Below are 25,216 nucleotides of genomic sequence, written 5' to 3' on the forward strand. Positions count from 1 at the left end.
ACCGACGGCTCACCCGAGCCCGCCACCCCGCCCGAGGCCGTCATCCCCCGGCTGCCCCCACGGCGTTCGCCACGCGCCAGGCCTCCGGTTCCCACCTCGTAACGAAGTCAACTGCGGAATCCGGGCTCATAGGTCAGCTCGACCTGGCACCAATGTTGGCACCACATCCAGTGTCGGAATAATCAACAAATCGGAGTTTCCTTACAACAGACTGGATCTACGGAGGAAACTGGAGCCGGCGGTCGGGATTGAACCGACGACCTGCTGATTACGAATCAGCTGCTCTACCACTGAGCTACGCCGGCGCGGCTTGGCGGGAACTACTGAAGCGGGTGCGGCGGTACTGTAGTCGAATCGGCCGGCGAAGTCAACGCGGGCGGCACTCGGTCCGAAGGGCTTGACCGGGACGGTGCCTGCGGCGCGCTCGTCGCAGTCGTGGGGGCCGGAGCGATGGCGGCGCGGGGTGCGGGAGCGCTCTGCGCGCGAGCACTCTGGTTGTCGGCGTTGAGCGCGAGACGCGGTAGGACCACGGTGCGCACGCGGCCGCTGGGCCCGAGTGACGGAATGGGTTCACCGTTGAACTCCACGGTCACTCCGCCGGCGTTCCCGACCGTGAGCCGGAATTCGCGCTCCCCGGACCACCCGACACGTTGTCCGGGCTGCAGCAAAACCTCTTTGGTCTCCCCGTTGTCGATCGTCACCTGCACCCAACTCGTCTCGTTCGCGGTCACCGCGAGTTGTTGGGGCTTGGAGGCCTCGCGCGGAGGAGCCGTCGCCGGCGCAGGAGCCGTGCTCGGTGGCCCGGCGGGCGGCGTGCTCGGAACCGATTCGGGGACCGGCTCCCCCACGATCGGTTCCCCCGCGCCCGGCACCGGGACGGGTTCGCTCACGGGGGGCGGCGGAAGTTCCATGGGCGCGGCAATGTCCGTCGGGTGCTGATCGGATTGGCTCCGTGGGCTCAACGCCATCACCCCGGAGATCACCACCATCAGCGCCGCAGCCGTCAGCCCCAGCCCGGTCAGTTTGTGCTGCCACGCGTGCTGGCGACCGGACCGAGCCGCGCGCGCGACCGGGTCGTCCTCCTGGGCGATTTTGAAGTACTCCGCGGCGAACTCCTGGTACCGTGTCGACACCTCCCGCTCGTCCAGTCCCAGGCAGCGCGCGTAGGCGCGCAGGAACCCTTTGACGGTGACCTCGGCCGGCAGCAGGGGGTAGTCGTCGCGCTCCAACGCCTCCAAGGTTTGCAGCCGGATTCGCGTACGCGCGGACACCTCCTCCAGCGACATCCCCCGTTTGCTTCGTTCCGCGCGCAGGTACTGACCGAGCCGCTCCATGAGTTTAATGCTCCTCGAAATCGGTTACTTGCGAAGGCGCGCGAGATAATTGTTCGCGTCTTCCGCCCACACGCTGCCCGGAGCCAGTTCGACGACCTTGCGATACGAGTCCTTGGCCTTGTCGGGCATTTCGGCGCGCGCATAGGACTTCGCCAAGTGATAGTGCCCCTCGGCAAAATCTGGCAATTGCTTGACCGTGATCTCAAAGGCCGCAATGGCCTCGCGATCGGCGCCCTGCTCCTCGTAAATACGTCCGGCCTCAAACGCCGCCAGCGCGTGCGTGGGGTTCACGCGCAGCGCAGCGGCGAACGCGCGGAGGGCTTGGTCCGGCTGCTTTAGTTTCAAGTAGACCTTGCCCTTGTTGTACTGAGCCAGATCCGGGGTCAGATACTGCGGGAAGCTCAGGGCTTTATCGAACTGCTGCAACGCCAGGTCGCTTTTGCCCTGCTCGTCATACACCTTGCCGAGGTAGTTCCAAGCCTCCGCGTAGCGAGGGTCCAACTTGAGCACGCGCCTGAACTCGCTCGCCGCCTTGTCGTAGTTGCCTTGGACAAAATAGATATGGCCCAGCGCGTAGTGGGTGTCCCGGTCTTTGGGGTTGAGCTCCGCAGCCTTCTGGAACTCGACGTACGCCGGTTGGATCTGCTGGTCGATCAAGTACGAGTACCCCATTTTGTAGTGCGCATCGGCCCTGCGAATGTCCCCTTTATTGGCGCAGCCTGAGAGGAGTATAGCAGACGCCACGGCCCACCCGGCCGCACGCCACGGTGCGGACGATTGACGCCGCCGTGCTTGGTCGTTTCCGTGCACCTGGAGGTCCTCCTTAGGGTTCGATGTCTTCGAAAAACGTGAGGTGCTTGAACTCTCGGTACCGCTGTTGAATTTCGAGTCGGGTGAGCGTCCGGAACCGATCGAGGCTGAACGCTTCTACGCAAAACGACGCCAGCACGCTCCCGAAAATCACGGCCTTGCACAAATTGGCGTGATCCAGGGACGGGTGTTTGGCCAGATGCCCCAAAAACCCCCCGGCAAAGCTGTCGCCGGCGCCGGTCGGGTCAAATACGTGCTCGAGGGGGAACGCGGGCGCGGCAAAGACCTTCGACCCGGAGAACAAGAGCGCCCCGTACTCCCCGCGCTTGATGATCACCGTGCTCGGCCCCATGCCCATGATCGCGCGGCTGGCCTTGACCAGATTGACTTCACCGGCCAACTGTCGGGCCTCGCCATCATTGACGATGAGAATGTCCACCTCGCGCAGCGTACGCTTCAGCTCCGCCTGTTTGCCCTCGATCCAGAAGTTCATGGTGTCGCACGCGACGATCTTGGGGCGCGTCACCTGTCCGAGCACGTCCCGTTGCAACGCCGGGTCGATGTTGGCCAGGAACACCAGCGAGGGCTGGCGATACCGGTCCGGGACCTGCGGGGCGAAGCGTTCGAACACATTGAGCTGCGTCTCGAGGGTCTTGGCTTCGTTGAGCTGGTAGCTGTATTCGCCGCGCCATCGAAAGGTCTTGCCCTTGCTGGTTTCCACCCCGCCGACATCGACGCCTCGGCTTCGCAGAAACTCCAGGTGGGCCTCGGGGAAATCCTCCCCCACGGTCGCGACAACGTTGACCGCCGTGAAATACGACGCCGAGACCGAGAAATACGTGGCGGACCCGCCCAACACCTCGTCCGCTTTCCCGAACGGCGTCTTGACCGAATCCAAGGCCACCGACCCCACGACCAATAAACTCATACCCCGCACTCCTTCCCCGTGGCTTGCGTCTCGCTCGAACGCGGCAGCAGGCTGACCAGGTTGGTCGCAGCCATTGCCAGGACGTCCTGCAGTCTGATCTCTTCGCTGACGGTTTCTTCGACCACCTCGGTTCCACCCTCCCCCGTCCAGACGAGGTCCCCGCACCGACTGTCCCACACGTCGCCGCGAAGGCGGATGCGCTGCACGCGCTCCGTGGCGCGCTTGGAGGCAGGAAGGCCCGGTGTGACCGCCGCGGTTGCGGGATCCGACACAGCCCGCGTGGTCCGTTCGTACTGCACGATCCTGGTCAAGAAAAAGTACCGGACACCTTCCGCCGCGGCAAACCGCCGCAACAGCCCCGCGTCGATCGTTCCATGCTGTTCATAGTCCCGCATGAGGCGCGTCAAGTCCCCGCTCATGCCCACCTCACGCGCGCGGGCCGCGGCGTCGCTGCGTGGGATCACGCGGATCCGCGACAGGTGATTGGAGGCCGCCTGGTCGAGCACGAACCCCACGTCCTCTCGGATCCCCTCCGGCGCGACCGCGGACGTCACCCCGAGCAGCGCAATGCCCCCGCTTTTCAGACGCGCCCCGTCGAAGTGGGCCGCGCGAAACAGTTGGGTCTCGTCGTGCGCAATCGACGGGCCGAGCGGCGCGGCGCAACCGCCGGCTGCCAATACGCTGACCATCACGCCGATGAGACGGGCGGTCACCGCGTTCGACCGCCGAGGAGGAGGGAAAGCCTCGCTTTTTCTCGAGCGGACATGGCGTCCGGCCGGGTGATAATCGCGTACCGGAGCGCCTCCCCGCAGCGGCAGCCCCGCGTCGCCGAAGCCAGCGTGGGGACCACGGCGGCTAATACGCGTTTGGCCTTGATCACGTTGTCTTGCAGGATTTTGATCACCGCCTCGACCGTGACCGGCGACTCCTCGTGGTGCCAACAATCGTAGTCGGTCACCAGCGCCAACGTTGCGTAGCACAGCTCAGCCTCGCGCGCGAGTTTGGCCTCGGTGGCGTTGGTCATCCCGATCACGTCCACGCCCCACTGCCGATAGATCAGCGATTCTCCGCGGCTGGAGAACTGCGGGCCCTCCATACACAGGTACGTCCCGCGCTCGTGGGAGGTCAACCCCAGGCGATGGCAGGCCCCCGCGAGTGCGGTGGTGAGTTCGGAGCAGACCGGGTCCGCGAATGCCACGTGCGCCACGATGCCGCCGTCGAAAAACGTGGAGACGCGGTGTTTGGTATGGTCGTAGAACTGATCGGGAATCAAGATCTCGCCGGGATGCACCGACTCTTTCATGCTGCCCACGGCGCTGACGGACAAAATACGTTCCACCCCCAGTTGCTTCATCGCATGGATATTGGCGCGATAGGGAATGCGGCTCGGGGAGTGGCGATGGCCCCTCCCGTGGCGCGCAAGAAACGCCACGTCGACTCCGTCGAGCGACCCCACGGTGATGGCGTCGGAGGGGATGCCGAACGGCGTCCGCACCCGAACCCTCTGTTGCGCCTTGAACCCCTCCATTTCGTACAACCCGCTGCCGCCGATAATCCCGATCCGCGCCCGTGGAGCGCCCTTGCGCTTACCCGACCTCACCATCCCTCTCTCCGCTTCGCTGTGACCCCGACCGCGTCGTCGAGGCGCGCGACGACGCGGGTGACCACCTCGTCCACCCTCGCGTCATCCTTGACGTCCACCCACCGGACCGCGGGATCGGCGGCAAACCAGGTGATCTGCCGTTTCGCGTACCGCCGCGTGTCGCGTTTGGTCAATCGAATCGCTTCGCTCAGATCGTACGCCCCTCCCAGCGCGCCGACGATCTGCCGATATCCCACCGCGCGCAGGCCTGGTGCGTCGCTTCCATACCCGCGCCGCATCAGTCCCGCGACCTCCTCCTCCAGTCCGGCTTCCACCATCCCGTCGACCCGCGCATCGATGCGTCGATAGAGGTCCTCGCGGTCGCGGCGCAAGCCCACGATCACCGCGTCGTAGCGAGGCGCGCGAAACCCGTGGGCTCGCTGCATCGCGGACAACGGCGTCCCGGTCAGCTCGAAGACTTCGATCGCGCGCAGCGCCTTGGGCAGATCGTTGGGATGGATCGCGGCCGCCGAAGCGGGATCCACGTCGCTCAACCGCCGATATACCGCACCGGGTTCGCAGCGCTCGCGCGCCAACCACGCGCTCCGCAGGTCGGGATCCGCGGTCGGGCCATCACACAGTCCCCACAAGAGCGCCCGGACGTAGAGCCCGGTCCCGCCGACCAAGAGGACGCGCGCACCGCGGGCGTGCAGCGCCGAGACACAGGCCGCTGCGTCGCGCGCATACCGCCCCGCGCTGTAGGCCTCGTCGGGGTCAACCAGGTCCAGCAGGTGGTGGGGCACCCGGCTCCGCTCGGCGACGCTGGGTTTGGCGGTTCCGATATCCAGACCGCGGTAGACCTGGCGCGAATCCGCGCACACGATCTCGGCGCCCAGCCGTTCCGCGAGGTCCAGCGCCACCTCGCTCTTCCCGACCCCGGTGGGGCCGACCAAACAGACGATCATCCCCTTCTCCCGAACGCCCGTTCCAAATCCTGGGGCGCGAATCGCAGCGAGACCGGGCGACCGTGTGGGCAGGTGGCGTTGCGCGGGGTCGCCACCAGGTCGCGGAGCAGCGCGACGGTGGTCTCGTCGTCCAATCGCTGATGGGCTTTCACCGCCGCGTGACACGCCGCCGTGGCCAGCAGCCGGTGGATCGGCTCACGCGATTCCATCGCGCCGTCCTCCGTCAAGGCTTCCACCATCTCGCGCACCAGGGTCCGCCACGCTACGCCGGCCAGAAGCGCCGGGACGGCCCGGACCACAAACGTGTTGGGGCCGAACGGCTCGATCTCGACGCCCGCCTCGCGGAGGACGTCGAGTCGCTCGCGGATCGTCAGGGCCTGATCCGGCGGATACTCGCACGTTTCCGCAAGCAACAGCGGCTGGCTCGCGGTCGCTCCCCCTGCGTGCTCGGCCACCAGGCGTTCGTACAGCACCCGCTCGTGCGCCGCGTGTTGGTCGATGACGCGCAGTTCGCCGTCCACTTCCGCCACCAGATAGGTCCGGTCATATTGACCGAAGTACCGAAACAACGGACCCAGCTCGAGGGAGCGGGGGGGAGCGACCGTGCGGTACGTCGCGGCGGGTTCGCTGATCATCGGGTGCGTGGACGTCGCGTTGGGATCATCCAAGTCGACGCCAACTTCGACTTCGAGAGACCGGAGCCCCGCGGGAGCCGGAAGATCCGCCGCGGACAGCGCGTCCTGCAGCGCCGCGGTCAGGAGACGCGCCACGTCGTCGGGCCTGACAAATCGCACTTCGCGTTTGGACGGGTGGACGTTCACGTCGACTTCCGAGGGGGGCATGCGAAGGCACAACACCACAACGGGATGCCGTCCGGTCATCAGCCGCGTGGCATAGGCCTGATCCACCGCGCGAAGGAACACCGGATGGCGAACCGGACGGCCGTTCACGTACCACTCCTGACCCTTGCGCGTGGCGCGGTCGATGTCGGGGCGGGAACAGTATCCGACGACTTCGAGGGACCCTCGCGCGCCGCGAACCGGAATCAACCGCTCCCCCACGGCCTCGCGACCGTACACTTGGACGAGACGATCAGCCAGATCCTTCGCGGCCGGGTATTCCAGGACGCGCCGCCCTTCGTGGGTCAGGACAAACGACACCCCTGGATGCCCCAGCGCGTGCTGCTGCACCACCGCGCACACGTGGGACAACTCGGTGGCGGATGACTTGAGGAACTTGTGGCGAGCCGGCGTGTGCGCGAACAGATCGTGGACCGCGATCACTGTTCCGGATCGGGGGGCGCTGGGCGCGCGACGAATGACCCGCCCGCCGTCGAGCTCGATTTCGGCGCCTTCGGTTGCGCCTCGCGGCGCGCTGGCGGCCCGCACGCGCGCCACCGCGGCGATACTGGGCAGCGCCTCGCCGCGAAACCCGAGCGTGGTCAACCGATCGAGGTCGTCCAACGAGCCGATCTTGCTGGTCGCGTGTCGCTCGAACGCGAGGAGCAGATCGTCCGGCGTCATGCCCTCGCCGTCGTCGGACACGGTCAGGGACCACGACCCGGGGCACGCGGTCTCTACGTCGATCCGTCGAGCCCCGGCGTCGAGCGCGTTCTCGACCAACTCCTTGACCACCGACGCCGGCCGCTCCACCACCTCCCCCGCCGCAATGCAATCAATCAACGCATCAGGCAGCCGACGAATTCTCCCCGTTTCAGCGCCGGCGGTGGGCAACAGGTCCTCGAATGGGAAGGATGGCGACATTGATAATCGAGATAAGGGCGAGATCTTCAGTACGCATCCGACTCGACGAACGTCGAGTCGAGCCTATTGAGGAATCGGCCGGATGCAAGGCGGAGCGAGCACCGCACCGGTAGGGGCGTATTGCAATACGCCCCTACGAAACCGTGAGGAGCGGATGCGCAGCGACAACGCCGCAGACGGCCGTTCATCAATAGGCTCCTTACCGGAGTTCGGCGAGCTTTTCCTTGGCGAGATTCGCCTCACTCGCCCGCGGAAAATCCTCCAACACCCGCTTCAGCGCGGCGCGAGCCTTCACCTTGTCGCCCACCGCGGCATACGCAAACCCTTCTTTCAACAGGGCCCCGGGCAATTTTTCGTTTTTCGGAAACTGCGAAATCAGACGGTCGTATTGTTCGATAGCCTGAGGGTACTGCTTGGTCTGGTAAAACGATTCCCCCAGCCAGTACAAGGCGTGCGGTACCAGAATCGAGTTCGGATACTGTTGGAGAAAGCTCTGGAATCCCTGGATCGCGAACTCGTAACTTCCCTTGATGAAGTCGTTGTACGCGAGGTTATACGCCTCGACCGGGCTCAACCCGCTGCGGGGCGTACGCCCCGGGACCACCACGCGCTCCTGATCCGACGGCGAGGCCTCGGGAGCGGGCGTTAGGCCGGGAACGGGCACCGGCGCGATCGAGGCCTTCCGCTCCTGCTCGGCCATTCGCATTTCGAGCGCTTCGAACCTGGTGGTGACCTGATTCAGCCGAAAGGATTGGTCGTCGACGGCTTTGGACAGCTCAGAGACACGGTGGGCCTGCTCTTCGAGCCGCCCCTGCATGGTCTGTACGTCCGCCGCGATCTGATCGAGCCGGACCACCAGGTCGACCTGGCTGCGCTGCCCGGTGGTTGTCCGTTCTTGCGCCAACTTGTCGACCGTACCCACCCGGTCGGCAATCTGGTCGAGTTGCCCCCGCATCAGTTCGACGTCGGTCTGCACGTCGACCAGCGCGGCCTGCGTCGCGCACCCGGTCAATAGGGCGCATGCGAGCCACCATGCTCCCGCGAACACCGCGCTCCAGCGGCATCGCGCGGGAGCGTTCGTCGAACCCGTAACCGAAATCGCCTCAGCGCAACGCAAGGTGAGCCCGCCGGTTCTTCTGCCAGCACGACTCCTGGTGGTCGCGACAGACCGGCTGCTCCTCACCGTAACTGATCGTCGACAGGTTCGACGCCGGGACACCCAGCGCCACCAGCACGCGCTTGACCGCTTCGGCTCGGCGCTCGCCGAGCGCGAGGTTGTACTCGTTGGTTCCACGCTCGTCACAATTCCCTTCGATCCGGACCTGGACGCTCCCGCGGCTCAACAGCCACTTGGCGTTTTGCTCCAACGCGGCCCGCGCGCTCGGCGTGATCTCGGAACGATCGAAGTCAAAATACACGTCGGCCAACCCCGCCGCCGGAGGTGGAGCGGGCGGCGGCGCGACTGCCTGCTCCTCGGCGGCCACCGGCGGCATGACCTCTTCGACGGAAGGCGGAGCCGCCTCTCCGGGGCGCGCCTGCTCGGCGGATTGGACCGCGGTCTGGGGCTTCTTGGGACAACCGGAAAGGAGCACTGCGAGGGCTGCGGATCCCGCGACGACCGTCCATGCTGAACGTGACCAGATCATACCAGAGCCTCCCTGTGTCGAGAATCGATCCCTGGGGCGTGCGCGGCGCCGCGGCATCCCCTCCGCGGTCGTAGCCAAGCGCGCCCGCACCCTGACGACAAACGGGGTTCAGAATACAAAGATCATGGGCAAATTGCAAGGCAACCGGGCCGCCTTGACCCGCCGGTTCACCGCGTGGTACGCTCCCGCCCAATCGTCAGGGTATCTAATTATGGGATATCGACTCGTCGCGTTCTTCGCTTGGTTTTGCGCCCTCGCCGGTCCCCTGGCCGGGGCCTCCGGAGCTCGGGCCGCCGGGCTGGAGGCCGTTGCCCCGAACGTGTACGTCTTCCCCGGACAAGCCGGCGACGCCAACGCGGGCGTGGTGATCGGGGACCAAGGCGTGGTGGTGATCGACTCGGGGCCGACGCCCGAAGCCGCCCGGCGGCTGGCCGCGGAGATTAAACGCCTCACGCCCAAGCCCATCCTCTACGTCGTGTTCACCCATGCACACGGCGACCACACGCTTTCCGTCCACGAATTGGCGCCCACAAAGGGCATCATCGCTCACGTCTACACCAAGGACTACTTGGCCGATCACGGCGCGGAGCACCTGAAAACCTATCGCGAGCGGATGGGTGAGGCGGGGGTGCGGGGCGCCAAAGTCACGTTGCCCACGATTACATTTCCGGACATGTACAACATTCCGCTCGGCAAGGAACATATCCTGCTCTTCTACCAGGGCCGAGGGCACACGCGGGGCGATATCGTGGCGTACCTGCCGAAGGCGCACGTGTTGTTTACCGGCGATTTGGTCTACGCGGGGCGGTTGCCGTGGATGGGCGACGGGTACGCCAAGGAATGGCAGGAAACGCTGGACCGCTTGGCTGTGCTGGATGTCACCACCATTGTTCCGGGCCACGGTCAGTGGGGCGGCCGGCCGGTGCTGACCACGTTCCGCGAGTACCTCACGGATCTCTACTCGGCGGTCTTTGTCACCTGGATGATCAAACGTCCGATCGCGACCGCCAAGAAAGAGGTCCAGCTTCCCAAGTACGAAAGCTGGCTCAAATACAAGGAGTGGCTTCCCGCCAACGTGGAAAAGGTCTACCAAGACTTGGTGGCGGAGTCCGAAGGCGCCCCCTCGTACGAAACCATGCCGCCGGCGCAGTAAGGGATCAGTCCCTGTCTACGCGTGGCGCGCCGCCATGATCTGACCCGAAGAAATTCTCCACTTCCACGAACGAACTGGTGACCGGCGCGGGGGGCAGCGACTCCAAGAAGAATCGGCCGTAGCCGTGCGTCAGCAGCCGCCGATCCAGGATCGCAATCACGCCGCGATCGCGCCGGCTGCGGATGAGCCGGCCAAAGCCTTGTTTGAGCCAAATCGCGGCCGCGGGCAGGTGATAGGCCGCGAAGGAATCGAGTCCATCGTGCTTGAGCGCGTCGGTCCGCGCCTGGACAATGGGATCGTCCGGAGGCGCGAACGGGAGCTTGTCGAGCACTACGCAGGACAGCGCCTCGCCAGGCACGTCGATCCCTTGCCAGAATCCCATGGTCGCGAACAAGAGGGACGGTTCGGCTTGAAAGCGTTCGATCAACGCCATGCGGGGCCCGTCGCCTTGTTTCAACACGGGATAGGCGAGCCGCCGGCGACACATCTCGAACACCGCGTCCAGCGCGCGGTGGCTGGTGAACAACACGAACGCGCGGCCGCGGCTGGCCGCCACGATGCGAACCACTTCGTCCGCCACGGCGTCCGTGAAACCCGGATCCCGGGGGAGCGGGAGGTCCCGAGGGACGTACACCAGCGCCTGCGTCTGATAATTAAACGGCGAGGCGAGGGCCAGTTCCTGGGCGTCGTCGATGCCCAGCCGGCTCTTGAGATACGCGAAGGACCCGCCCGCGGTGAGCGTGGCGGAGGCAAGTACGCAGGGCGTTCCGGACGAGAAGAGCGTTTCTCGCAGGATGGACGACACGTCGAGCGGCGAGGCGGACAGCCGCACCACAGCGCCGTTGGTCTCGACCCAAAACACGTACGCGGGATCTTCCGCGCGCCACAGAAACCGGGCATCGCGGCCGAGCGCGGCCACGCGTTCGGCCAGCCGCGCCCACCCCTCGCTCGGAGCGCCCAGCGCGTCGATCGCTAGTTTGACCTCCCCCAGCCGCGCCAGCAGATCGAGCCCCGACGCCGCGGCGCGCTCAGCCGCGTCCGGGACCCACCGGAGCCTCGTGGCGGCGTCGGAACCCGCCACGCAACGCAACGCGTCGAACGCGCGCTCGGCCGCAGCCTGCAGCCGGTCCACGGCCTCGAAGGCCGTCGCTCGCCCGGATGGATCGCCTCCCGGCAGCGGTTCTCGTCGCAGATCGGCGAGCAGATCGCGCACGCGGTGCCGCGACACGGTCACCCCCCAGTGGCTCGTCGCCACCTCTTCGAGCACGTGCGCCTCGTCGAAGATGACCGCGGTGTGGTGCGGCACGATCGAGCCGGAGGCGTGCGGCCCCGCCGCGAGGTCCGCGAAGAACAATGCGTGGTTGACGATGACCAGGTCGGCGCGCGCGGCCCGGCGCTTGGCGCGGGTCAGAAAACAGGGTTCATATCGCGGACAGGCCGATCCCAGGCACTGATCCCCGGTCACCGACACCAGGGGCCAGAGCGGGTCGTCATCCGCCAGCCACGCCAGCTCCGCCCGATCCCCGGTTTCGGTCTCGCCCGCCCACCTCCGGACCGCGTCCACCGCCCCCGGGAGGAGGCTACGGCTGGCTTGCCCTGCGGCATCCTCCAGCCGATACAGGCACACGTAGTTCTCCCGGCCCTTGAGCACGCACCAATCCACCGAGCGGTCGAGCGCGCGCTCCACGAGCGGCAACTCCCGGCTGGCGAGCTGGTCCTGCAACGCCCGCGTTCCGGTGGAGATGACGACTTTCTTCCCGCTCAGCACCGCCGGGATCAGATACGCGAGCGTCTTGCCGGTTCCGGTGCCGGCTTCGACCAGCAGGGTCCGGTCGGCATCAAGCGCGTCAGCCACGGCTCGCGCCATGGCCGCCTGTTGGAGCCGAGGCTCAAAGCCCGGGACAACGCGGGCCAGCGCTCCGCCTGACCGCCACGCGGCGTCGACGGCCTCGATCCATTCGTCAGCGTGGGGAGTTGACACGGTGTCCGTTCACGATATCGTTACGTCACGGCGCGAGAGGAGCGGTCGATGGCCGAGATCCAGCTACAGGGCAAGAGCTTGGCGGCGGTGGCACGCGATATCGCCGACGGGATGATCTTTATGACCCCGCTCGTGCTCAAGAACCTCGATGAAGGCGGGATCCGGGCGCTGTATCACCAACTCAAGAAACTGCAAACCGAGGTGCGCGGGTCCAAGTTCCCGTCCCACGACATCCAAGGAATCCGCACGCGAAATCTCAAGCTCCAACGCCTGCACCAATCGTTGAACGTCCTGGAACACTCGGCGCGCAAACTCCGCATCAAAATTGCTTAGGCCTGTCCATGAATGGGCATCTGCAGCGTTGCCGCTGCGCGTCCGGTCCTCACGTACGCACACAGTGCGCTTCGGTCCGGTGCTCGCGGCGCCTTGCATCTGCCCCATTCCTGAACAGGCTGCCCTGAACCGACGACCAGGATACTTCGACAAATTGCCTAGCCCGAGGCCGGCAGGTTCGTGGCAACGAAGGGCTCCAGTTTTCTGTCTTTTTTCTTGAGAGTCTCGGCCAGCTTGAGCGCGTCCTCGCGCGTGGCGAACGATCCCATCCGCACCCGGTAACGAACGCCCGTGTCGGGCAGCACGACGCGCGTGACCGACACGGTATACCGGTAGTGACGGACCTTGGCGGCCAGGCGCTCGGCCGATTTCCGGTCCTGGAACGATCCGACCTGCACGGTGTAGGACTTGCGGTTCACTGGCCGCGACGACTCCACACGTTTGGGCGACGGCTCCGGACGGGACACCCTCGGTTCGGCCGGCGGCTTGGGTTCGAGTTTGGGAGGCGTCTGGCTCGCGTTGCCCAGCGATTTGTAGAACGTGAACTCCTGGGGTTTGTACGGGGAGTCCTCGCCCGGAGGGCCGGACGCGGCCCGCGGCGCGGACGATCCCGGGGCGGACTGGCCGATGACCACTCGCCCCCCGCCGTCGATGGCCGCGTCTCCGCCGGGTTCGGGCGGGGGTTCGGCCAGCCACCGATCCACCAGCGAATAGGAGACGACGCCCACCACCACGAGCAACGTCACGATGGCGAGATACGGCTTGAGCGAGTGGCCTTGATCGCTCGCGACGCGGCCGACTCGCGGACCGGAGGGACTGCCGGCCATCAGAAGATCACCATCGCGTCGCCGTAACTGTAAAACCGGTAGCCCTCGGCCGCGGCCTCGCGGTACAGATCCAAGAGGGCCGAACGTCCGCACAAGGCCGACGCCAACAACAACGGCGTCGAGCGGGGCAAGTGAAAATTGGTGACCAGCGCGTCCACCGCGCGCCAGCGATACCCCGGCCGGATGAACAGGGAGGTGTCGCCCGAGAACGCGCGCACGCGGCCCTCCGCGGCCGCGGTTTCGATCAGGCGCGTAGAGGTCGTGCCCACCGCGATCACCCGGCTCCCGGACTCGCGGGCGCGGTTGATCGCCTCGGCGGTCTCGGGCGGGACCTCACCCCACTCCGCTTCCATCCGGTGGTCGGCGAGTCGCGCCGCCCGCAGGGGCTCGAAGGTCCCGGGGCCGACGTGCAGCGTCACCGTGGCGACGTGCACGCCGCGTGCGATGAGTGCGTCAAACACCGCGCGGGTAAAGTGCAGGCCCGCGGTCGGCGCAGCCACCGACCCCTCGGCGCGCGCGTAGACCGTCTGGTACCTGGCGCGATCAGCCGCGTCCGGCGCGTCCCCGCCGCGCGTTTTGGCGATGTACGGGGGCAGCGGCACGCGACCGGCTCGATCAAGCCACACCGGGTCGTCCGGGGTGAGACGCAGCCTGGTTCTCCCGGCGGCATTCGGCTCGAGCACCTCGCCCTCGCCGCCCAGCTCGAACGCGATCCGCTGGCCCGGACGAACCGCACCCTTCACCAGCGCGGTCCACGCACCGCCGTCCCGGCGAATCAGCAACACCTCCACGCGCCCGCCGCTCGGAATCTTCACGCCATCGAGTCGGGCCGGGATCACGCGCGAATCATTGACGATCATGACATCGCCGGGCGCGCAGTATCCGGGGAGGTCGAGAAACCGGCGGTGCTCCACGCGGCCGGTTCGGCGGTCGTAGACCAACAGTCGCGACGCGTCGCGAACCGGTGCCGGACGATCCGCGATCCGCGCCCAGGCCTCCGGATAGTCGAAGGCCTCCAGGCGTTCGTCTTCCCCGACCGTCACGTCGGTCGGTTCAGCGAGCGCGGGAGACGCGGGGAGTGATGACATCGACGGTCGTCCCAGGGTAGTAGTACCCGATGATCTGATCCGCGGTCCACCCGCGCTCGGCCAGGGCCTTCATGCCCCACTGGCACAGGCCCACGCCGTGTCCCCAGCCCCCGCCTTCGAACCACGCCTCGACCCGTTGAGTCTCGGGATTGACCGCAAACTCGGTGAGGTCGAAACGCATGCTGGGCAGGCGGCGGTAGCCGATTATACGGCGCAGCTCTTCCCCCTTCAAGATGAGCGCACCGCCCGCGTGGACGATTCGGACCGCCGAGATGCGTCCCGAGCGGTTGCGGCCCAACGGCGTGATGGACCCGATGAGACCGACCCGGTACCCCGCCTGGCCCAGGGCCGCCTCGATTTCGTCGAGCGGGACCCGGCGCGTCCACCGGGCGGCGGGGGACTCGGTGTCGAAGGAGCAGTCCACGCCCTTCAGATACGGCCGGTCGATCCCCCAGACCTCCAGCGCGTCTTCGGTGGGTCCCGCCGACGTGGAGTGGTACGGGGTGAACGCCAGTTGTCCGCCGAACCGCACCACGCGTCCGGCCGTCGCCTCCACGGCCTTGGAGGTTCGACCATCCTCGCTCGGGATGCCTCCGTACACCTGACTCTGCACCGTGGCGTCCACGTCGAAGTGGTTGCCGCCGCGTTCGGCCTTCTGGTAGAGCGCATACGTGCGCGCCAGGATCGCCTGGACCTTCAGCGCCTCCGCGGGCCAGTCGGACGGCACCTCGGACGGCACCACGCTGCGAACGTAGTCTTCGAGGCGCACCTCATTGACCACGAACACGCGGCGGTCACGTACCGTGATCACGAGGTCGCCGCGCACCGGGGTGCCGTCAACCGTCAGGAACGCCGAGGTTCCGGCGATTCGCACCGGTGGCGTCACCTTGCGGTCGTTCACGATCAGGCGGCCGCCCGCGCGCTGAACGTGCACGCCGCCGCTGAGCGTGGCCTTCCATCCGTTCCCCGCCACAAAGATAGGACCGGAGCTGGTGACGGTCACCTCGTGGCGGGCGGCCTCCAGGGCCACGCGAATCCGCTGATCGTCGTCGGAGGCGGCCGCGGCCGGGAACACCCCGGCGGCCAGGGTCAGCACGGCGAAGAGGAGCGTGCGTGTGATCAACGCCGGCCGAAGAACCACAGCAGCAGGGTCAGCAGGATGCTCAGGATGATGCTGGTCGTGATGGGAAGGTAAAAGCGGACGTTGTCGCGTTCGATCGCTATATCGCCGGGCAAACGCCCCAACCACGACAGCCACGTGGGCAGGCGGCTGCCGAGCAGCACCCACACACCCACCAGCACGAAGAGGGCGCCGATGAGGATCAGCGCCTTCCCCATCACGCCGGACATCGGGGACTAGGACGCCGACACAGCGAGCATGCGATCCAACGCCTGCTTGGCGCGGACGCGGACGGGCTCCGGAACCGACACCACGTGCTGAAGATCCTCGAGCGACCACAGGATCTTTTCCAGGGTGTTCACGCGCATGTGCGAGCAGTCGCACCATTGGCATGAAGCATACACACGTTTCTCGGGATTCTCTTTTTGGATCCGATGGAGGATTCCCACCTCGGTCGCCACGATGACCTCCGGCGCCGACGACGCCTTGGCGGCCCGGCACATGCCGCTGGTGGACAACACGCGATCCCCCAACTCCCGCACGTCGCCCGGGCATTCGGGGTGCACCAGCACTTCGGCGGCCGGGTGCGCGGCCTTCATCACCTCCAGGTCCGACGCCATGATGCGGTAATGCACCGGGCAGTACCCGTTGTAGAGAATCAGTTTGCGGCCGGTTTGCTTGGCCACGTAGTCGCCGAGAAACTGGTCCGGGATGAAGATGACGTCGCGGTCCGGCGGAACGCTCTCCACCACGCGCACCGCGTTGGAGGAGGTGCAGCAGTAATCGCTCTCCGCCTTGATCGCGGCCGTGCTGTTCACGTAACAGACCACCGCGGCACCCGGATGCTGCGCCTTGAGCGCCCTGAGTTGCTCGACCGTGATCATGTCCGCCATCGAGCACCCCGCGTCCGGATCGGGCAAGAGCACCAGTTTGTCGGGGTTCAACACCGCCGCGGTTTCAGCCATGAAGTGCACGCCGCAAAACACGATCACCTTGGCCGGCATCTCCACCGCCATGCGCGACAATTCCAGCGAATCTCCGACGAAATCCGCCACATCCTGGATCTCGCCGATCTGGTAGTTATGGGAGAGAATGATCGCCTGGCGCTCGGCTTTGAGGCGTTGAATGCGGGCGACCAGCTCTTCGGTTGCGGACAGGGTTGGCATGTGCGGGGATCTTACCATAGACGGTGGGCGTGGGGCGAGGGATGAGCCTGTCCAGGAACCTGAGCGCGCCAAGGGCGCGAATGCTAATCCGCCGAAGACCTTACAGGTGGCGAAGCAACGGTCACCTGCTGCGTTGCCGCTCTCAAGGTAACACGTTAAGGTAACACGGCCGCCTCACCGTCTCGGCGGCGCTCGTGGCTTGGCGCCACTTCTTCGTGGCGCCACTCGCCTCACGTACGCACCCAGTACGCTGCGGTGCGGGCGCTCGCGGCGCCTTGCGACCCCCCTTCAACAATTCAAACGTCGGAAGTCCCCGAAGGGGGCATCTGACCGGTTCCTGACAGGCTCCGCTACCCGCGGCACAAGGGAATAGCCCCGTACCCACCTATTGGCAAATTGCCGCCGAATCCGTTATCGTGGCGGCGTTCCATCCCCGTCGTCTAACTCATCAGGAGCGTCCCGATGCTCATTCGTTTTCTGATCGTCACGTCCCTGCTGATCCTTACCTACCCCGCGTCAGCCGCACCAAAGGACCTCCCGGCAACCTCCCGAATCGACGCGGTCACGGTGTACCTGCGCAACGCGCGGGTCACACGGGTGGCTAAGGTCGATTTGCCGGCCGGCGACGCGCGCGTCACGCTGGAAAACCTGCCGGATCAACTGTTGGACCAGTCGCTGCGCGTGTCCGGAACAGGAAGAGCCAACGCCCAGGTCTTTGGCGCCACGGTCGAGCGCGTGCCGCACGTCGAGACCACAGCCAAGGACGTGCGCGCGGCGCAGGACAAGGTCACCGCACTCGAAGCGCAGGACCGCGAGATGGAGGACCGGATCAAACAGGCCACCGCCAGAAAAGAGCTGCTGGATTCGCTGCGGTCCACCTACGTCAAGGAACGGACCGAGAATCTCGCGGTCCGGCCGATGAGTCCGAAGGAGTGGGGCGATCTGGTTGACTTCGTGGCGAAGCAGTACGACGCGGTGCTCGACGAGATCCGCAAGACCGAATTCGCTCGCCGCGAACTGGCCAAGCAACTTCAGGCCGCGCGCAAAGAACTCGAACAGATTCGCGCCAAAGGCGGCCTGGTCACCAAGACGGTCGCCGTGGACCTGCACGCGGAGAGCGCTGGACCGTTCGAACTGGCCGTGAGCTACGTCGTGGAGTCGGCCGCGTGGAGTCCAATCTGGGACGCGCGGTTGGACGCGGACAAGCAAACCATTGCCCTCTCGCTCTACGGGTCCGTGCGGCAGACCTCGGGCGAGGATTGGATCGACGTGAGCCTCGCGCTCTCCACCGCCCAGCCCACGCGCGGCATCGAGGTTCCCGACCTGCCGCCGCAGTACCTGGACATCATCCGCCCCTTGCCGGCTGCTCCCGCAGCCGGCTTGTTACAAAAAGGGAGGGCCGACGAGCTGAGAGCCATGGGCACGATGGAATCGTTGGAAGACAAGGACGCCGGCGTCCCGATGGAAGCGGCCGAAGCCGCCGTCACCCAGGGTCTGCTGGCCGCGACGTTCACCGCGCCGCGGCGCGAATCCGTCGACAGCAGCGGTACCCCCCGCAGAGCCTTTCTCTCGACGTTCCCGCTCAAAGCCGAATTGACGCGACTCGCCGCGCCCAAGCTCGACGAGCAGACCGTGCTGACCGCCAAAGCCACGAACGAATCCGGCCCCGTGCTGCTCCCTGGTCCGGTCAACGTCTTCCTGGGTGACGAACTCACCGGCCAGACATTTCTCCCGTTGGTTCCCCCCGGCGACGAGATCAAGCTCGCGTTCGGCCCCGACGACCGCGTGAAGGTCGAACGCAAAATCATCGAACGCAAACACGAAACCACCGGCGTCTTCTCCAAAGAAGACCTCTACCGGTATCGCATCCGCACCACGGTCAAAAACCTCTACCCCACGCCCGTCACGGTCACGATCCTCGATCAGGTCCCGATCAGCCGCGACGAGACGATCAAAGTGACGATCTTGGATGGCTCCACCAAACCCACGGAATCCGAAGACCCCATCAAGCCCGGCGTGCGCCGCTACACCTACACGTTGCAGCCGAAGGCGGAACAGGTGATCGAGTTGGGATACGAGGTGCGGTTCCCAAAGGGGCAGATGGTTGGGGGACTTGAGTGAATTGCCTCCCTCTCTGAAGGTGGCCATTGAAAACGCTTGACGACTGCTTTGGTCACCGAGTTCGACTCACCGATGAGCGACTCGCCCACATCTTGGAGCACCCGGAAATGGAGGCGATGGGCCTTGAGATCGAACGAGTGCTACGGCACCCGCAACTGGTCCGTCGGTCGCGTTCGGACGAGACGGCGCGGCTGTTCTACGAGTTTTACGCGCAGACGGTCGTGGGTGGAAAATGGCTCTGTATTGTGGTCAAATGTGCGATAGACGATGCGTTTGTGGTCACCGCCTATCTGACGGACAAACCGAAAGCCGGAGAAGACCTATGGCCGACAAAAAGCTGAAAGTGTGGTTTGACGCGGAAGGCGATTTCCTGGAAGTCCAGTTCAGCGATGCCCCAGGCTACATGCGCGAAACCGCCCATGACGCCGTGATGCAACGAGTTGATGCAGAGGGCAAAGTCATCGGTTTCAGCATTCTTGGCGTCAGCCGTTTCAAGAAAGACCGGCCGCTCGAAACCGACCTGACCGCGGCCTGACGAGAGGGGGCGTCGACCGATTCCCCATCGGTTGACGCGCTGCCTGGCGCAAGTCGCGACCGCCAGGCAAATTACGGAACGACCTGGACCTTGATCCATTCGGCGACGGCTTGCGGTTCGCCCGAGCGAGGCTTCACCTCGACCTTACGGCCCTGCTGCAGATCGCCGATCGCGCCGATTTGATTCGGTTGCTTCTGCGGGCTCCGGTCTAGCCAGATCAGGGTCCGGTCCGTGATCCCGACCGTCTGGATGCCCGATGGATCCGAGATGGTCGCCGTCCTCTTCTCCGGATCTACGGACTGAAGGGTTCCGATCAGCGTCGACGTATTCGATAGCCCGGGCGATTGTCCGATTGGGATGAACATTTCGGTCGCCTGCTGCCCAGAGGCGTCGAGGGCGCTTCCCAGCGCCACGACCATGACTACCAGTCCCAGGCAGCGGTTCAGCTCGGCTATCACCTCCTTCCCATTTCCAGAGAGGCCGTCACGCGGGCCGCTCAAGACGTCTCGATAAGTTGTGCACGCGCGCTCCGTTGGGCATCGATGGCCTGTTCGGTCAGACCACGCCGCCTGAAGAGACTGCGGCCCGCCTTCTCCGCCAGCTCCCTGGCCTTCTGCAAATGCGCGACCGCCTCGGGATGGAGCCCTCCGCCGTCCAAGACGTTGATGCTGGCTTGCGTCTCGCTGACGGCTCGTTTGAGGAGTTCCCTGGCTTCGTTGCGTTCAGCGAATCCCTTCCCGGCGCTGGACTCCAGGAGCTCGATGCTCTCCCGAATGTTCTCCAGGGCGTTGAGGACGCGGAGAAACCCAGCCACCGCCACCACCTGGGTCGCATCCAGCCTGATGCCGACCCCTCGCGGATCGCTCTGGGCCAGCACCCGCCCGGCTGGTGAGTTATTGAAAGCATCGCCGTTGTAGAACGCCACCGCTCCCTCGATGGTCTCGACGGCGTTGTTGTGAAAGAACGGGCCGGTGTCGGCCGCTTCCACCAATGGAGGGGTGTTGAAGGTGCCGTCGCCCGGCCTTCCCAGGCCGTCGTCGGGCGGGTTCCGCACGCCGGAGAGATCAGCCGGTTGGTCCGGCAGGTTCTCCACACCGGTATTGAAGTTCGCATTGCCAAAAGTCCCGGCGCCGACGTTCGCGCTCGCCCCGGCATTGGCATGGCAGAGATTACACTTGCCCAGCCCGTTATCCAGGAAGATTTCCTGCCCGCGTGTTGGCACCACCCCTTTCAGCGGCAACGGCAAGACGAGGTCTTGCCGCCGGCCCAGGGCGAGCATGAACGCCTCGATGGCGTCCAACTCCTCCTCCGTCGGGAGACGAAAATCCACGTCCGGCACCCGATTCAACGTCTTGGTGAAATGCTGGATAACGGCCCCGGTGGCGAAAGAACGCAGCGCGCCATCGCCGGGCGCGCCGTCCCCCGACCAGCCCGTGCGTGGTCCCTGGTTGCTGTTGACGGACGTTCGCAGCGCGAGCACGTGGGGTACCCCGCGCATGACGAACGTGTTCTCCAGGTCGTCGAACCCGTCCAGATTCTCCAGGATGAGGCCGAACTGGCGCATCAATGCTGGATTCTCGAAATTCTCTGTGAGGTCGGGGTTGAACTCGGCAACGAACAATGGATCAGTCGCCGGTAAGGTGGCGATGAACGCGGGATCAAGGGTGAAGTTATTCTGGGCAGGGTGGCAGGTCCCGCAGGTCCGGCCGTTCCCGTTGAACGTCTCGTTGAAGAAGATCTCCCTCCCCTTGGAGACAAGGTCGCTCGGAGAAGGTGGCGGCGCCTTGCAAGCCGAAAGCGTCGACAACCCGCCCGCCACCCCGCATGCAACCACCAGCCAGGAGGACGCACGCCAACGGCTCTGGCGCTGGTTCGGCCGCTTACTCATATATGTCTCCTCGCTCGGCGTCCGTGGCATAACGTTTCTCGTACGGCGCCAGCTCGGCCGTCTCCGAACTATCAGCCTCACATCGATGAACTTGCAAAAATGCGGCCACCGCAGGAGCCACCGTCGCCTTGCTGGAGCCTCGCGATGCCGGTGACATTACGTATTTGACGCTCATCCGCCACGGCCCGGGCTTGTGTTTGGCGCGCAGAACGCTCGGGTCGTGGGCACTCGGCGCAGGTCTCGATCACGGCTGGGCGGGCTCGATGTGTTGACCGATCCGTGGCAGTCCGCGACGGGTGCGACGGCTCCGCGTCTCTCGACTCTCCCGGCTTGCGTCCTTTTCAAGACTCCTCCGTCTATAGGGGTGAAAGGAGGCCTCACATGACTGAGCGAACACATCAGGAGATCCGGGAATTGGTGCGGGAGAACTACGGCCAGGTGGCCAAGGCTGGTGGCGGGGGGTGCGGATGCGCACCTGCGTGTTGCAGCCCGGACAATGCTGTGCCGGTGGAGGATGCGGCCCTGGCCATAGGTTATTCGCAGGACGACGTGGCCGCAGTGCCCCAGGGCGCGAACCTGGGCCTGGGGTGCGGCAATCCCCAGGCGATGGCTGCGCTGCGACCTGGGGAAACTGTGCTCGATCTGGGCAGCGGCGGCGGCTTCGATTGCTTTCTGGCCGCAAAAGCCGTGGGGCCGCAAGGACGCGTGATCGGCGTGGACATGACGCCGGACATGGTGGAGAGAGCTCGCCGCAACGCGGAGCAGGCGGGTCTGGGACGGGCGGAGTTCCGCCTGGGGGAGATCGAGCATTTGCCGGTGGCGGACGACACCATCGACGTGATCATATCGAACTGCGTGATCAACCTCTCACCCGAAAAGGAGCTGGTCTTTCGAGAAGCATGGCGCGTGCTCAAGCCAGGCGGACGCCTGGCCGTTTCAGACATCGTGGCCACGGCCGAGCTTCCCGAAACCGTGAAAAACGATCCCGCGCTGTACGCCGGCTGCATGGCCGGGGCCGCGTTGATCAACGACCTCGAAGCCCTGTTGGCGCGGATCGGGTTTCATACCATTCGCATCACGCCCAAGGACGGGAGTCAGGCGCTTATCCGAGAATGGGCTCCGGAGCTTGAGATCGCGGACGTTCTGATCTCGGCGACGATCGAGGCGGTCAAACCCGCTGCGTGACGGTTGGGTTGACACCGGTCCCCGGAACTGAGATCGTGGGACGTCTCCCCGGGCGTGTTGGATGGCCGCACCTCGCTTCCTCGCACTGACGCTGGCACTGATGGCCGCGAGTATGGCGGTGGGCGTGAACCGCGTCGACCGCATGGACCGCGAGACCGTGGCCATGCGGATGATGGGCGGCATGATGCCGCCCATGATGCGGGACATGATGAGCGGCCGCCTCCCGCCCGGCGTGCGACCCGAGGACCTGCCCGATCCCGACGGCGCGGGAGCCATGCTGCTGCGTCGCTACTGCACGCAGTGCCACGAGCTCCCCAGCCCGACCATGCACGCGGCCGATGACTGGCCTGCAGTGGAGGCCAGGATGTTTTCACGCATGGCGATGATGGCGGACATGCGGCACGGGATGCGCGGCATGATGCGACGGCACGGAATGGGAGCGATCGAAGCGCCGACCCAACGCGAGCAGGAGCGACTGCTCGCGTACCTCAAGCGGTACGCCCTGCGGCCGGCTGAGGCACAAACCCTGGGACCACCGGACACCCCTGGCCTCGCCCTCTTCCGGCAAACGTGCAGCCGCTGCCACATCCTCCCCGACCCCGCACTCCATACCCCCGACGAGTGGCCGCTCGTGGTGGGGCGGATGCGGGAGAACATGGAAAGAATGGGTAAACCTGCGATCAGCGATCAGGACCACGACGAGATCGTGGGCTATTTGCGGGAACGCTCCAGGCAGTGACAGGCTGCGGCCGGCGCTGCGCGAGGCATCTTGACTTCATCCATACACGTGCCGCAAAGTAGGTGTTTCCACGAACCGACTCCGCACCCAGCGGAGCCAGGTTCCAACGAGCCGGTCAACAGCGTCGCGAGCCTCGGCGCGGGACGCAAACACGGGAGGGAGATAGCCATGGCGATACGACTAGGAGACGTGGTCCCCGACTTCACCGCGGAGTCCACGCAAGGAACTATTAGATTTCACGAGTGGATCGGCAACGGGTGGGCGATTCTGTTCTCCCACCCCAAGGACTTCACGCCCGTCTGCACGACCGAGCTTGGAGCCGTGGCAAAGCTCAAAGACAAGTTCGCGCAACGGGGCGTGAAATTTCTGGCGCTGAGCGTGGACAGCACTGCGGATCATCAGAAGTGGATCTCGGACATCAATGAGACCCAGAATTGCGTAGTGGACTATCCCATCATCGGCGACGTGGATCGAAGGGTGTCGATGATGTACGACATGATCCACCCCAACGCGATCGACAACCTGACCGTGCGCTCGGTGTTCATCATCGGCCCGGACAAGAAACTCAAATTGACGCTCACGTATCCGGCCTCGACCGGACGCAACTTCGACGAGATCCTTCGCGTGGTCGAGTCGCTCCAGCTCACCGCCAAATTCAGCGTGGCCACGCCCGCGGACTGGAAACCCGGCCAAGACTGCATCATCTCGCCGTCCGTGCCCGACGCCGACGTCCCGGCCAAATTCCCCAAAGGCTCCCGGACCATCAAACCGTACCTGCGCACCACGCCGCAGCCGAACCTGTAACGGCAAAGGGGGGCGTTCAACCGAACGCCCCCCTTTGCCACTTGCGTTGCCTCTTCCGTAACCGGGGATCGTTATAGGTGGACCATCTGGGCCTGCGTGAACCAGACGCCTCGGCTTCAGGGCGCACCAGCCAAGCCCTTTGCGGGCTCACGAGTCAAGGAACCACCCCTGAAAGGCGGGTCGCCCCTGAACGAACGCTTTACACCGCTTTAGCGATCAGGGTTTCCGCGATCTGGATCGCGTTGAGGGCGGCGCCTTTGCGGAGGTTGTCGGACACCACCCAGAGGTTCAGGCCGTTGTTGACGGACTGGTCTTCGCGGATGCGACCGACAAAGACCTCGTCTTTGCCCGAGGCGTCGAGCGGCATGGGGTAGAGTTTTCGGACCGGGTCGTCGAACACGATGACACCCGGCATCGCGCTGAGCAGGGAGCGCGCGTCATTGGGCTTGAGCGGCCGCTCCAGTTCCACGTTCACCGCCTCGGAGTGGCAGCGCATGACCGGCACACGAACCGTGGTGGCGGTGATCCGCATGTTGGGTTCGCCCAGAATTTTCTGCGTTTCGCGGACGATCTTCACTTCCTCGGAGCAGTCGCCGCCTTCGCCGAACGAGCCGATCTGGGGCAGGAGGTTGAACGCAATCTGGTGCGGGTAGACCTCGGCCTTGACCTCCTTGAACGTGAGCAGCGACTTGGTCTGCTCGATCAGTTCGTCCATCGCGGCCGCGCCGGTTCCGGACACGGATTGAAACGTGGTGACCACGACCCGCTTGATCCCGACGGCGTCGTGCAGGGGCTTGAGCGCCATCACGAGCGGCGTGGTCGTGCAATTGGGGATCGCGATGATTCGCCGCGAGGCCTTGTCCAGCACGTGCGCGTTGACTTCGGGCACCACCAGCGGCACGTCCGCGTCCATGCGAAACACCGCGCTGTCGTCGATCACCACCACGCCCGCCGCGCCCAGGCGAGGGCCGTAGTCGCGGCTGATCGCGTCGGTGGCGGAGATGAACGCGAAGTCCACGCCTTTGAAATCGCTCGACGGCGTGAGCTCTTCCACGGTCCAATCTTTCCCTTGGCAGGACAGGGTCTCGCCCGCCGAGCGCTTGGACGCGAAGAGGCGCAGGCCACCCAGCGGGAACTTGCGTTCCTCCAGGATCTCCAGGCTCTCCCGGCCCACCGCGCCGGTGGCCCCGATCACGGCCACGGTATAGTGAGATTTTTTGGTGATCATCGCTTCCATCCAAAGCAGAG

Annotated in this window: 26 protein-coding genes and 1 tRNA gene; 8 read left to right on the plus strand and 19 right to left on the minus strand. The window is 65.4% G+C overall.

The features are described 5' to 3' along the window. Window positions 1–230: 230 nt before the first annotated feature. The 10 genes from AB1451_07685 to pal all read right to left on the minus strand — a co-directional run bounded on the left by AB1451_07685 (window position 231) and on the right by pal (window position 9,028). Window positions 231–305 (minus strand) — tRNA-Thr (locus AB1451_07685). A 15-nt stretch (window positions 306–320) separates the two neighbouring features. Continuing rightward, complete coding sequence (locus AB1451_07690; protein ID MEW6682790.1) at window positions 321–1,334, minus strand: RodZ domain-containing protein; 1,014 nt, start codon at window positions 1,332–1,334, stop codon at window positions 321–323. A 24-nt stretch (window positions 1,335–1,358) separates the two neighbouring features. Continuing rightward, window positions 1,359–2,006, minus strand: a complete 648-nt coding sequence (locus AB1451_07695) for a tetratricopeptide repeat protein (GenBank protein MEW6682791.1) — start codon at window positions 2,004–2,006, stop codon at window positions 1,359–1,361. Window positions 2,007–2,157: 151 nt separating this feature from the next. After that, window positions 2,158–3,072 carry a PfkB family carbohydrate kinase gene (locus AB1451_07700; protein ID MEW6682792.1) on the minus strand — a complete coding sequence of 305 codons (915 nt, stop codon included), beginning with the start codon at window positions 3,070–3,072 and terminating at the stop codon, window positions 2,158–2,160. Next, complete coding sequence (locus tag AB1451_07705; protein MEW6682793.1) at window positions 3,069–3,785, minus strand: hypothetical protein; 717 nt, start codon at window positions 3,783–3,785, stop codon at window positions 3,069–3,071. Before AB1451_07705 ends, AB1451_07700 begins: the two co-directional genes overlap by 4 nt. Beyond that, window positions 3,782–4,675 carry an S-methyl-5'-thioadenosine phosphorylase gene (gene mtnP / locus AB1451_07710; protein ID MEW6682794.1) on the minus strand — a complete coding sequence of 298 codons (894 nt, stop codon included), beginning with the start codon at window positions 4,673–4,675 and terminating at the stop codon, window positions 3,782–3,784. The genes AB1451_07705 and mtnP overlap by 4 nt, the downstream gene beginning before the upstream one ends. After that, window positions 4,669–5,619, minus strand: coding sequence for a tRNA (adenosine(37)-N6)-dimethylallyltransferase MiaA (gene miaA / locus AB1451_07715; GenBank protein ID MEW6682795.1), 951 nt, complete (start codon window positions 5,617–5,619; stop codon window positions 4,669–4,671). The genes mtnP and miaA overlap by 7 nt, the downstream gene beginning before the upstream one ends. Then, window positions 5,616–7,382, minus strand: a complete 1,767-nt coding sequence (gene mutL / locus AB1451_07720; GenBank protein MEW6682796.1) for a DNA mismatch repair endonuclease MutL — start codon at window positions 7,380–7,382, stop codon at window positions 5,616–5,618. Before mutL ends, miaA begins: the two co-directional genes overlap by 4 nt. A 199-nt stretch (window positions 7,383–7,581) precedes the next feature. Further along, a complete protein-coding gene (gene ybgF, locus AB1451_07725; protein MEW6682797.1) occupies window positions 7,582–8,430 on the minus strand; it encodes a tol-pal system protein YbgF in 849 nt (282 codons plus the stop codon). A gap of 55 nt (window positions 8,431–8,485) precedes the next feature. Beyond that, the gene (gene pal / locus AB1451_07730) at window positions 8,486–9,028 is read right to left on the minus strand and encodes a peptidoglycan-associated lipoprotein Pal (GenBank protein MEW6682798.1); all 543 of its coding nucleotides are present in this window, start codon (window positions 9,026–9,028) and stop codon (window positions 8,486–8,488) included. A gap of 124 nt (window positions 9,029–9,152) precedes the next feature. On the opposite strand from pal, the gene AB1451_07735 reads away from it, so the two are divergent. Next, entirely contained in the window at window positions 9,153–10,181 is a 1,029-nt protein-coding gene (locus tag AB1451_07735) for an MBL fold metallo-hydrolase (protein MEW6682799.1), read from the plus strand. Between the two features lie 4 nt (window positions 10,182–10,185). On the opposite strand, the gene AB1451_07740 is transcribed toward AB1451_07735, so the two are convergent. Next, a complete protein-coding gene (locus AB1451_07740) occupies window positions 10,186–12,162 on the minus strand; it encodes an ATP-dependent DNA helicase (GenBank protein MEW6682800.1) in 1,977 nt (658 codons plus the stop codon). A 48-nt stretch (window positions 12,163–12,210) separates the two neighbouring features. Between AB1451_07740 and AB1451_07745 the strand changes: the two genes are divergently transcribed. Continuing rightward, window positions 12,211–12,495 (plus strand): hypothetical protein, encoded by a 285-nt coding sequence (locus AB1451_07745; GenBank protein ID MEW6682801.1) that lies wholly within the window; start codon window positions 12,211–12,213, stop codon window positions 12,493–12,495. A 158-nt stretch (window positions 12,496–12,653) separates the two neighbouring features. Here the strand turns inward: AB1451_07745 and AB1451_07750 are convergent, their stop codons facing one another. The 5 genes from AB1451_07750 to nadA are packed head-to-tail and all read right to left on the minus strand — an operon-like array spanning window position 12,654 to window position 16,696. Then, a complete protein-coding gene (locus tag AB1451_07750) occupies window positions 12,654–13,322 on the minus strand; it encodes an SPOR domain-containing protein (GenBank protein MEW6682802.1) in 669 nt (222 codons plus the stop codon). Then, complete coding sequence (gene queA / locus AB1451_07755; protein MEW6682803.1) at window positions 13,322–14,410, minus strand: tRNA preQ1(34) S-adenosylmethionine ribosyltransferase-isomerase QueA; 1,089 nt, start codon at window positions 14,408–14,410, stop codon at window positions 13,322–13,324. Before queA ends, AB1451_07750 begins: the two co-directional genes overlap by 1 nt. Then, entirely contained in the window at window positions 14,376–15,551 is a 1,176-nt protein-coding gene (locus tag AB1451_07760; protein MEW6682804.1) for a SpoIID/LytB domain-containing protein, read from the minus strand. Before AB1451_07760 ends, queA begins: the two co-directional genes overlap by 35 nt. Further along, entirely contained in the window at window positions 15,530–15,760 is a 231-nt protein-coding gene (locus AB1451_07765; GenBank protein MEW6682805.1) for a DUF2905 domain-containing protein, read from the minus strand. The genes AB1451_07760 and AB1451_07765 overlap by 22 nt, the downstream gene beginning before the upstream one ends. A gap of 6 nt (window positions 15,761–15,766) precedes the next feature. Then, window positions 15,767–16,696 carry a quinolinate synthase NadA gene (gene nadA / locus AB1451_07770; GenBank protein ID MEW6682806.1) on the minus strand — a complete coding sequence of 310 codons (930 nt, stop codon included), beginning with the start codon at window positions 16,694–16,696 and terminating at the stop codon, window positions 15,767–15,769. A 462-nt stretch (window positions 16,697–17,158) separates the two neighbouring features. Here nadA and AB1451_07775 point away from each other — a divergent pair, with 462 nt between their 5' ends. Genes AB1451_07775 through AB1451_07785 form a run of 3 tightly spaced genes read left to right on the plus strand, consistent with a single transcriptional unit; the run spans window position 17,159 to window position 19,352 of the window. Continuing rightward, window positions 17,159–18,817 carry a mucoidy inhibitor MuiA family protein gene (locus tag AB1451_07775; protein MEW6682807.1) on the plus strand — a complete coding sequence of 553 codons (1,659 nt, stop codon included), beginning with the start codon at window positions 17,159–17,161 and terminating at the stop codon, window positions 18,815–18,817. A gap of 26 nt (window positions 18,818–18,843) precedes the next feature. Then, complete coding sequence (locus AB1451_07780) at window positions 18,844–19,158, plus strand: hypothetical protein (GenBank protein ID MEW6682808.1); 315 nt, start codon at window positions 18,844–18,846, stop codon at window positions 19,156–19,158. Then, on the plus strand, window positions 19,140–19,352 hold the full coding sequence (locus tag AB1451_07785) for a DUF2283 domain-containing protein (protein ID MEW6682809.1): 213 nt from the start codon (window positions 19,140–19,142) through the stop codon (window positions 19,350–19,352). Before AB1451_07780 ends, AB1451_07785 begins: the two co-directional genes overlap by 19 nt. 71 nt (window positions 19,353–19,423) lie before the next feature. On the opposite strand, the gene AB1451_07790 is transcribed toward AB1451_07785, so the two are convergent. Both AB1451_07790 and AB1451_07795 read right to left on the minus strand, forming a co-directional pair. Then, window positions 19,424–19,771, minus strand: a complete 348-nt coding sequence (locus AB1451_07790) for a hypothetical protein (protein MEW6682810.1) — start codon at window positions 19,769–19,771, stop codon at window positions 19,424–19,426. A 77-nt stretch (window positions 19,772–19,848) separates the two neighbouring features. Next, window positions 19,849–21,240 (minus strand): hypothetical protein, encoded by a 1,392-nt coding sequence (locus AB1451_07795; protein MEW6682811.1) that lies wholly within the window; start codon window positions 21,238–21,240, stop codon window positions 19,849–19,851. Between the two features lie 381 nt (window positions 21,241–21,621). Between AB1451_07795 and AB1451_07800 the strand changes: the two genes are divergently transcribed. The 3 genes from AB1451_07800 to AB1451_07810 all read left to right on the plus strand — a co-directional run bounded on the left by AB1451_07800 (window position 21,622) and on the right by AB1451_07810 (window position 23,968). Next, complete coding sequence (locus AB1451_07800; protein ID MEW6682812.1) at window positions 21,622–22,425, plus strand: arsenite methyltransferase; 804 nt, start codon at window positions 21,622–21,624, stop codon at window positions 22,423–22,425. Between the two features lie 61 nt (window positions 22,426–22,486). Next, window positions 22,487–23,164, plus strand: coding sequence for a hypothetical protein (locus tag AB1451_07805; GenBank protein MEW6682813.1), 678 nt, complete (start codon window positions 22,487–22,489; stop codon window positions 23,162–23,164). 168 nt (window positions 23,165–23,332) lie between these two features. Then, on the plus strand, window positions 23,333–23,968 hold the full coding sequence (locus tag AB1451_07810; protein MEW6682814.1) for a peroxiredoxin: 636 nt from the start codon (window positions 23,333–23,335) through the stop codon (window positions 23,966–23,968). Window positions 23,969–24,167: 199 nt separating this feature from the next. On the opposite strand, the gene AB1451_07815 is transcribed toward AB1451_07810, so the two are convergent. Further along, complete coding sequence (locus AB1451_07815; protein ID MEW6682815.1) at window positions 24,168–25,196, minus strand: aspartate-semialdehyde dehydrogenase; 1,029 nt, start codon at window positions 25,194–25,196, stop codon at window positions 24,168–24,170. Window positions 25,197–25,216 lie beyond the last annotated feature (20 nt).

This window comes from Nitrospirota bacterium (assembly GCA_040757335.1).
GTDB lineage: Bacteria > Nitrospirota > Nitrospiria > 2-01-FULL-66-17 > 2-01-FULL-66-17 > JBFLXB01.

What these genes read in the sequence shown, in the direction of transcription:
- AB1451_07690 (MEW6682790.1), bottom strand. Translation starts at nt 1,334, where the DNA reads ATGGAGCGGCTCGGTCAGTACCTGCGCGCGGAACGAAGCAAACGGGGG.
- AB1451_07695 (MEW6682791.1), bottom strand. Translation starts at nt 2,006, where the DNA reads ATGGGGTACTCGTACTTGATCGACCAGCAGATCCAACCGGCGTACGTC.
- AB1451_07700 (MEW6682792.1), bottom strand. Translation starts at nt 3,072, where the DNA reads ATGAGTTTATTGGTCGTGGGGTCGGTGGCCTTGGATTCGGTCAAGACG.
- mtnP (MEW6682794.1), bottom strand. Translation starts at nt 4,675, where the DNA reads ATGGTGAGGTCGGGTAAGCGCAAGGGCGCTCCACGGGCGCGGATCGGG.
- miaA (MEW6682795.1), bottom strand. Translation starts at nt 5,619, where the DNA reads ATGATCGTCTGTTTGGTCGGCCCCACCGGGGTCGGGAAGAGCGAGGTG.
- mutL (MEW6682796.1), bottom strand. Translation starts at nt 7,382, where the DNA reads ATGTCGCCATCCTTCCCATTCGAGGACCTGTTGCCCACCGCCGGCGCT.
- pal (MEW6682798.1), bottom strand. Translation starts at nt 9,028, where the DNA reads ATGATCTGGTCACGTTCAGCATGGACGGTCGTCGCGGGATCCGCAGCC.
- AB1451_07735 (MEW6682799.1), top strand. Translation starts at nt 9,153, where the DNA reads ATGGGCAAATTGCAAGGCAACCGGGCCGCCTTGACCCGCCGGTTCACC.
- AB1451_07745 (MEW6682801.1), top strand. Translation starts at nt 12,211, where the DNA reads ATGGCCGAGATCCAGCTACAGGGCAAGAGCTTGGCGGCGGTGGCACGC.
- AB1451_07750 (MEW6682802.1), bottom strand. Translation starts at nt 13,322, where the DNA reads ATGGCCGGCAGTCCCTCCGGTCCGCGAGTCGGCCGCGTCGCGAGCGAT.
- queA (MEW6682803.1), bottom strand. Translation starts at nt 14,410, where the DNA reads ATGTCATCACTCCCCGCGTCTCCCGCGCTCGCTGAACCGACCGACGTG.
- AB1451_07765 (MEW6682805.1), bottom strand. Translation starts at nt 15,760, where the DNA reads ATGTCCGGCGTGATGGGGAAGGCGCTGATCCTCATCGGCGCCCTCTTC.
- nadA (MEW6682806.1), bottom strand. Translation starts at nt 16,696, where the DNA reads ATGCCAACCCTGTCCGCAACCGAAGAGCTGGTCGCCCGCATTCAACGC.
- AB1451_07775 (MEW6682807.1), top strand. Translation starts at nt 17,159, where the DNA reads ATGCTCATTCGTTTTCTGATCGTCACGTCCCTGCTGATCCTTACCTAC.
- AB1451_07785 (MEW6682809.1), top strand. Translation starts at nt 19,140, where the DNA reads ATGGCCGACAAAAAGCTGAAAGTGTGGTTTGACGCGGAAGGCGATTTC.
- AB1451_07790 (MEW6682810.1), bottom strand. Translation starts at nt 19,771, where the DNA reads ATGGTCGTGGCGCTGGGAAGCGCCCTCGACGCCTCTGGGCAGCAGGCG.
- AB1451_07795 (MEW6682811.1), bottom strand. Translation starts at nt 21,240, where the DNA reads ATGAGTAAGCGGCCGAACCAGCGCCAGAGCCGTTGGCGTGCGTCCTCC.
- AB1451_07800 (MEW6682812.1), top strand. Translation starts at nt 21,622, where the DNA reads ATGACTGAGCGAACACATCAGGAGATCCGGGAATTGGTGCGGGAGAAC.
- AB1451_07805 (MEW6682813.1), top strand. Translation starts at nt 22,487, where the DNA reads ATGGCCGCACCTCGCTTCCTCGCACTGACGCTGGCACTGATGGCCGCG.
- AB1451_07810 (MEW6682814.1), top strand. Translation starts at nt 23,333, where the DNA reads ATGGCGATACGACTAGGAGACGTGGTCCCCGACTTCACCGCGGAGTCC.
- AB1451_07815 (MEW6682815.1), bottom strand. Translation starts at nt 25,196, where the DNA reads ATGATCACCAAAAAATCTCACTATACCGTGGCCGTGATCGGGGCCACC.